The organism is Hymenobacter glacialis, assembly GCF_001816165.1.
Taxonomy (GTDB): Bacteria; Bacteroidota; Bacteroidia; order Cytophagales; family Hymenobacteraceae; genus Hymenobacter; species Hymenobacter glacialis.
Genome location: NZ_MDZC01000109.1, coordinates 1 through 1175 on the forward strand (window position 1 = coordinate 1; position 1175 = coordinate 1175).

A 1175-nucleotide genomic window follows, 5' to 3' on the forward strand; every position below is an offset into this window, starting at 1 on the left:
GTTGCTGAACACGCCCGTGGCGGACGTGAGGGTAGCGCCGGCGCCCACCAAGGAGTAGGTGCCGTCGGAAAGCGGCGAGCTCACCGTCAGCGAACCCGTGGCTTGGCCGCTGGTGGGCTGCACCACCACGGCCACCGGCTGGGCCGGCGCGTTAGGCGCGGCGTTGATGGTCACGGCCAAGGCGGGCGAGGTGCAGCCGTTGCGCGTTACGCTCAGGCTGTAGGTGCCCGGGGCCAGGTTGCTGAACACGCCCGTGGCGGACGTGAGGGTAGCGCCGGCGCCCACCAAGGAGTAGGTGCCGTCGGAAAGCGGCGAGCTCACCGTCAGCGAACCCGTAGCCGGTGAGCAACCGGCCGGCTGCACCACCGTTACTGCTGGCTGAGCCGGGGCGCTGGGAGCCGCGTCGATAACCAATCGAAGCGTCGAGCAAGTGGCGGTGCAACCGCTCGCATCGGTCACCAACACGGTGTATGTGCCAGCGGTCAGGTCCGAGAAGGTACCTGTTGCGTTCGTCAGCACCCTGCTTCCCGAAGTCAGGGTGTAGCTGTAGGGCGCTGTGCCTCCGCTTGCGGTCAGCGTGGCCGCCCCCGTGGAAGTGGTGCAAGTCGCGTTGACCAAGCTTGAAAGGGTCAACACCAAGTTGCTCGGACCGCTGAGGATGGTCACATCACTGCGGGTCACCGAGCAGCCGCTGGCGTCTCGAACAGTTATTGAGTAGGCGCCCGCAGCGAGTCCAGTAAATACGTTACTGGAGCCGAAGGACCCATTATTAAGCTGGTAGCTGTAAGCACCTGTACCGCCGGCAGCTGTCACGGTAATGGTACCCGTAGCTGCGCAGCTTGCATTTGTTGCAACTACACTATTGATGCTCAATGTGTTTTCGGCCGCTTTGATGGTGATAGCCAGGGCGCTGGAAACGCCGCCATTAGCTGATACGCTCAGGTTATAGGTACCCGGACCCAAGTTCGTGAACACACCAGTGGCGGACGTGAGCGAAGTACCGGCTCCCACCAGGGTGTAGGTGCCGCCGGAAAGGGGCGATGTTACCGTCACCGAGCCGGAGGCCAGCAGGCACGTAGGCTGCACGACGACGGCTACGGGCACCGCCGGAGGCGTGGGCGTGGGCGTCGGCGTGGGCGTGGGCGTGGGCGTGGGCGTGGGCGTGGGCGTGGGCG

At 65.0% G+C, this 1175-nt stretch carries 1 pseudogene; it reads right to left on the reverse strand.

The annotated features are described in order from the left end of the window. Window positions 1-1175: pseudogene (locus BEN48_RS18880) on the reverse strand (SprB repeat-containing protein); the annotation flags it as partial.